We start from the raw sequence: 5792 nt of genomic DNA, 5'->3' as shown, positions 1-5792 counted from the left end.
CACCGCACCATCAAGAACCCGCGACGGATAATTCAACCGCCCCACCGCGTTCTTCGACTTCGACACCACCCACACACCGCCGTCGTTCAACTCCACCTCAGCGGTCTTAAACCCCGGATACAACACCGCAGCCACCACCAACACCACACCCGCCACCACAAAAGCAGCAACAGACAAAAGGTTGCGGCGCGCCCGCAAGCGCGGCGTCGACAAAACCGGCTTCCTGGTTCCCAGCATGGCAAAAAGTCGTGTCACAGCGTCAAATTTTCCCTCAGAATTGCAGTGGTAGCTCCCCCGGCGGGCCTTAGACCAGGCCCCCACGTCCCGCGACAGCCTACCCAACGAACTCCGGGAGCGCGATGGGGAGGACTGCCCGCGGGGCCAGTCCGCGGGGCCGCCCCGCTACGGCGTGGCACCGGTGGGGAAGGTGCACAGCGGGATGCCGCTCTGCGCCGGGGAGCCGAGGGTGGTGTGCAGGGACTGGATCCAGCGGGTCTGGTTCGGGGAGCCGCGCATGATGTAGTACCACTGCCCGTCGCCGCCGTAGGTGGTGCCGTGTGGCTTCCAGCACATGACGTCGAAGGTGTCGAAATGGGACATCCACGGCCGGTCGTAGCCGCCCTGGCCGTCGCAGGTGTGCTTCACGGGGTCGTAGGAGGTGGCGCCGGGCAGGTCGGTGCAACTGCGGTCCATCCCGGAGTTCAGCCTGGTGGTCCATCGTGTCTTTTCGGCTCCGGACGCGGCGGACGCGGAGACGACCGGGCTTCCGGTGCCTCGGGAGTTGACGGTTTGGACGTCGATGGTGTGCCGTTCGTTGAAGCCGTTGGTGTTGACCGTGCGGCTGCCGGAGGCGGCCACCCGTTCCCAGCCGCCGCCGTCGATCCTGATCTGCGTGTAGGCGATGTCGTGGCTGCCGGCGTCCGGCGAGGCCCAGTTCAGGGTCAGGTTGCGCTGGTTTTCGGCGCCGTCGGTCCCGGACGCTGACGGTCTGCCGGGTGAGCCGTACGGGTTGGCGTTGGCCCCGGCGCTGGCATCCGAGCTGGGGGCGACGGTGGAGTTGGCGGTCACGGTGACCGTGGTGGGGGTGCCGTTGGCGAAGCCCCCGACGGTCTGGCCGGAGGTGATCGGTCCGGACTGGCCCGTGCTGGCCCGGTAGGTGTAGCCCACCTCGGAGGCGGCGGAGCCGTTGCGTTCGGCGGCGGTGAGCTCGCGGAAGGTGATGGTCAGCGCCCGGCCGGCGCCGCCGGTGTTGGCTTCGGTGGCGCTCACGCCGGAGACCTGGCCGAGTTTGCCGGTGGCACGCCGGGGTGCGGAGGGTGCGCTGACGGCGCCCCGGCCGGCCTTGTTCTCGGCCTGGACGGTGAAGCTGTAGGACGCCTCGGAGTTGGCGGCGGTGAAGTTCGCGGTCCGGACGGTGCCGGACACCACCTGGGTTTGCGCGGCGCCGCCGCCGCCGCTCATGGTGACGTAGTAGTTCCTGATCGCGTCACCGTTGGTGTTCGGTTCGTTCCAGTCCACCTTGAGCTGGTTGGAGGTTCCGACGGCGGAGGCGACCGACGTCGTCGGCGCGGCGGGGGCGGCCGGGACGCCGGCGGGGTTGTCCTCGGCGGAATACTGGCCCCAGTCCGAGGAGCCGAGCTCGTTGACGGCCTGGGCGCGGACCTTGTAGCGCACGCCGTTGGTCAGCCCTGGCCAGGTGTAGTTCAGCCCGGTTACGCCGTTCTTGACGGCGACTCCGCTGGCCGGGGGCGGCGAGATTTCCAGGTTGTAGTTCTTCACGGCGGAGCCCTCGGTCTTGGCGGCCGGCCAGGTGATGACCATGTTCTTGTCGCCGGCTTTGACCGTGGGGGCGTCCGGCGGGGAGGGTTTCTCGTCCGGCCGGATCTCGTTGGACGCCGCCGACGGGACGGAGTCGCCTACCTCGTTGGTGGCGGTGACGGTGAAGACGTACTTCACGTCGTTGGTCAGGCCGGTGAGCGTGCAGGTGGTGGTGGCGCAGTCCTGGCTGAAGCCGTTGCCGGAGCGCACCGTGTATTTGCTGATCGCGGCGCCGTTGTCCGACGGCGGGGTCCACTTGAGCACGGCCGTCCGGCTGCGGACGTCCGTGGCGGAGGGCGCGGAGGGGGCGTCGGGTTTGTCCCGGACGGTGATTCGGATCCGGCCGTCGGTCTGCCGGGACACGTCCCCGGTCTTGTCCATCACGGTGTAGCGGACCACCATGACGCCTTTGGACCCGGGGGCGGGGGTGACGGTGATGGAATCGCCGGAGACCGCCGGTTGCCCGGCGGCGGTCCCGGTTTCCACGCTGGCGGCGACGATCCGCAGGGACGTGTCGGCGAACGGGTTGAAGTCATTGGCCAGGACGTTGACCTTTTCGGTCTTGCCGGCGTTGGCCTTTTCCACGACGTCCTCGTTGGCCACCGGCATCGGCCGGTTGGAGGCGGTGACGGTGGCGGTGACGGTGGCCCGGACCGGGTCGGAGCGCCCGTCGGTGACCTTGAGCGGGATGCTGCCCTTCCAACCAGCGGCCTTGCCGGCGTCCGCCGTGACCTTCAGGGTGCCGGCCTGGACGGTGGCGGTGAAGCCCTCGGGCAGGGTGCCGTCGAGTTCGAAGCGGAGTTTGTCCTGGTCGCCGGTGTCCACGTCCTTGGCCAGGTTCGCCAGGTCCAGGCTCGCCGAGTCGGCCCGGGGCACGTCGAGGGTGGCGCCGCTGAAGCTCGGCGGGTGGTTGGCGTTGGGGTCCGGCAGGACCCTGGTGACGATGGTGAGGGTGGACTTCAGCCCCTGGGGGTCCTCGGGCCCTGTCCCGTCGGTGACTTCGAAGGTGACCGATCCGGGGCCGACGTAGTCCTTGAGGGCCGCGTAGCGCAGGGCGCCGCCGTTGCGGGCGACGACGTTTTCCGGTTCGGCGCCCTGGACCTTGACGGCGTCGACCTGGGTGATCCGCGGAGTGCGGCCCTCGCGGACGCGGACGTATTCGGCCAGGTCCAGGGTGGCCTCCTTGCCGGCCATCACCTCGACGACGTCGGTTTTGGCCAGGGTGGGGTGCTGTTCGCCCTGGCCGGGGACCCAGATGACCGCCGTCGCGCTTTGGCCGTCGACGTCGGTGACGGTGTAGGGCACCAACTGGTCCTGCGCGGTGAGCGCCACGCGGACAGTGCCGTCCCCGGCCACGCGGGCGTTCGGGTTGGCATCGGGCAGGCCGATTTTCAGGTCGGCGGCGACGCCGTCGGGGTCCTCGTCGTTCTTCAGGACCGGCACGTCGACGGCGGTCTTGCCGAGCGTCTCGGCCGGGGTGACGACGTCGTCCTTCGCCACCGGGGCCTTGAGGGCGGCGTCGGGGCTGGTCCGGACCCGGATGACGGCGCTGCCCTGGGCCTTCTTGTCGTCCTGGATCTTGTAGCTGACGCTGTCATTCCCGGCGGCGCCCGGAGCGGTCAGCAGCACCTTGCCGCCGTCGGCGGCCTCGACCGCGAGCTCGGGGCGGGCCTCGAAGCCATTGCGGACCAGGCTGACGGGGTCGCCGTCGGGGTCCGAGTCGTTGGCCAGGGCGTCGACGGCGACCTTGCGTCCGGGCCGGACGTCCACGGCGTCGTCCACGGCGATGGGTTTCTGGTTGTTCGTTTCCTGCGGGGCGATGCCGACGATCACGGTGCCGGTGTTCTCGGCGCCGATCCGGTCGCGGACCCGGTAGCTGAAGGTGTCCGTGCCGGCGGCATTGCCCGCGGCGGTGAACTCGAGGTAGCCGTCCCTGACCAGGGCCGTGCCCATGGCGGGGGCCTTGTCCACGCCGATGAGCCGGACCGAGTCGCCGTCGGTGTCGATGCCGTCCAGGGGCACCGGGATCCGGACGGTCATCCCGGCCACGACGCGGGCGGTCAGGTTTTTCGGTTCGGGCCGGGTGTTGCGCTCATCGTCGCGGGCCCGGATCCGGATGGCGACCTGCTGGGAGTCGGCCTGCCCGGAGGCGTTGGTGACTTTGTAGATCGCGTAGACCGTTTTGGGAACCGGACCGGCGATGAAGCGCAGGGTCCGTCCGGAGGTGAAGATGCGGCCGTCGGCGGCGTCGGGCTTTTGCGCCAGTGCAGGTTCGAGGCTGAGCTGGCCGCCGTTGGGGTCGGTGTCGTTCTCCAGCACGGGGATGGTCATGACGTCGCCGGCGCGTACGGTGGCCTCGTCCGGCTTGGCCTGCGGGGCCTGCAGCTTGGCGGGCGCCGGGACCACCAGGACGGCAATCTCGCCGCTGGCGGACGCCTTCCCGTTGGAGATGGTGTATTTGACGTTGAGCTGCCCCTGGGCGCGGGTGTCGGTGATCCGCACGACCGAGTGGTCCAGGACCGCCACGCTCAGCGGCAGGCCGTCCGCCGCGGTGACCGACTGGACGACCAGGACGCCGCCGGAGGGGTCCGAGTCGTTGCCGAGAACGTCCACCAGGACGCTGCCGCCGGCCGGCAGCAGGGCGGTGTCGCGGACCGCGACCGGCGCTCCGTCGCCGCCGCCGGGGACGACGTCGACGCGGACCAGTTGCTGGGCGCTGGCCGGCCCGTTGGTGGCCAGGTAGCTGATGTAGTGGGCGCCGAGGGCGGTGGAGTTGAAGGTGAAGGTCTGCTGGTCGGCGCCCATGGTGGCGGTGGAGTTGCCGTCCGGGGTGACCTGGGCGAGGCGGAGCGCGCCGCCGAGGGGGTCCGAGTCGTTCTTCAGCGGGGAGATCACGGTATTGACCCCGGCGACGGCCACGAGGTGGTCCGCGTTGGCGATTGGCGGCAGGGCTCCGGCCGGGCGGACCTCGACGGCGACCTTGCCCTCGGCGGTGGAGCGGCCGTCGGAGACCGTGACGGTGATGAGCTTGCGGCCGGGTTCGGAGCCGGAGTCCTGGAAGCTGAGCAGGCCGTCGGGCCGGACCTTGACCTGGTCGCGGGGGTCGCTGCCGGTGGCGCCCACAACGAAGAGGTCGTCGCCGTCGGGGTCGGTCCAGTCTGGCAGGATGTTCTGGCTGACGGCTTTCCCGGACTGCACCACGAGGGTGGTGTTGCGGTTCGGTTTCTGCTTCGGCGCGGTGTTCTGCCCCGGCGGGACGATGTTGAGGGTGACGTCGGTGCCGGCGGAGAGTCCGCGGCCGTCGTCGACCGTGTATTTGAAGGTCTCGGAGCCGGTCTTGCCGGCGGCAACGCTGACCTGGAAGCCGGTGGCGCCGTAGATCGGTGCGAGGGTTCCGGACTTGAGCGGGTCCGGGGAGCGGACGGTGAGGATGTCGCCGTCGGGGTCGGTGTCGTTGTCGAGTACGGGCAGGATGGTGGTCTTGCCCGCGCGCACCCCGAAGGTGTCCGGTTTGGCGGCGGGCGGCCGGTTGGGTTTGGTGCGGTCCGGCAGGACGGTCTGCTGCACCTCGTCGGCGGAGTCCTGGTTCGCGTCGTCGGAGGTCTGCTGCGGCGGGATGACGTCGTCCCAGTTGTTCACCAGCTGCATGTTCTGGTTCACCAGCCACACATTGCCCGAATTCACATCATTGAGCACCACCAGGTCCCGGTTCACCCGGAACACATACGACGGTGAAGCCGACGCCTTCGGCACCGCCACGTTCTTATCATCAGCATCGTTGGAGCAGTCCCGGACGTACTTGTTCGCACCCGACCACGCCGCATGCACACAGCCGTTCAGCTGCACCGGAGCCGCCGGCACCCCCTGCCCGCCGAAGGTGACAGTCTTGGCCGTCGACCCGTCCAGCGGCTGCTCGACCAACGCCTTCGACGTCGCCACGGCCACCGCGTCCCCTCACACAAACTATCTGGGGG

The 5792-nt window shown here is 69.6% G+C and carries 1 protein-coding gene and 1 pseudogene; both read right to left on the bottom strand.

Features of this window, described 5'->3' with window-relative positions:
• Positions 1-237, bottom strand: a 237-nt coding sequence (locus ASG71_RS16770) for a hypothetical protein (protein WP_414826682.1), incomplete at its 3' end; no start/stop codon positions are given.
• A gap of 165 nt (positions 238-402) precedes the next feature.
• Positions 403-5769: pseudogene (locus ASG71_RS16225) on the bottom strand (Ig-like domain-containing protein); the annotation flags it as partial.
• Positions 5770-5792: the final 23 nt, after the last annotated feature.

This window comes from Arthrobacter sp. Soil763, from assembly GCF_001428365.1.
In the GTDB taxonomy this organism is placed as follows: Bacteria; Actinomycetota; Actinomycetes; order Actinomycetales; family Micrococcaceae; genus Arthrobacter.
The sequence above is the reverse complement of the archived record's forward strand: the minus strand, read 5'-3'. Positions and strand labels throughout refer to the sequence as shown.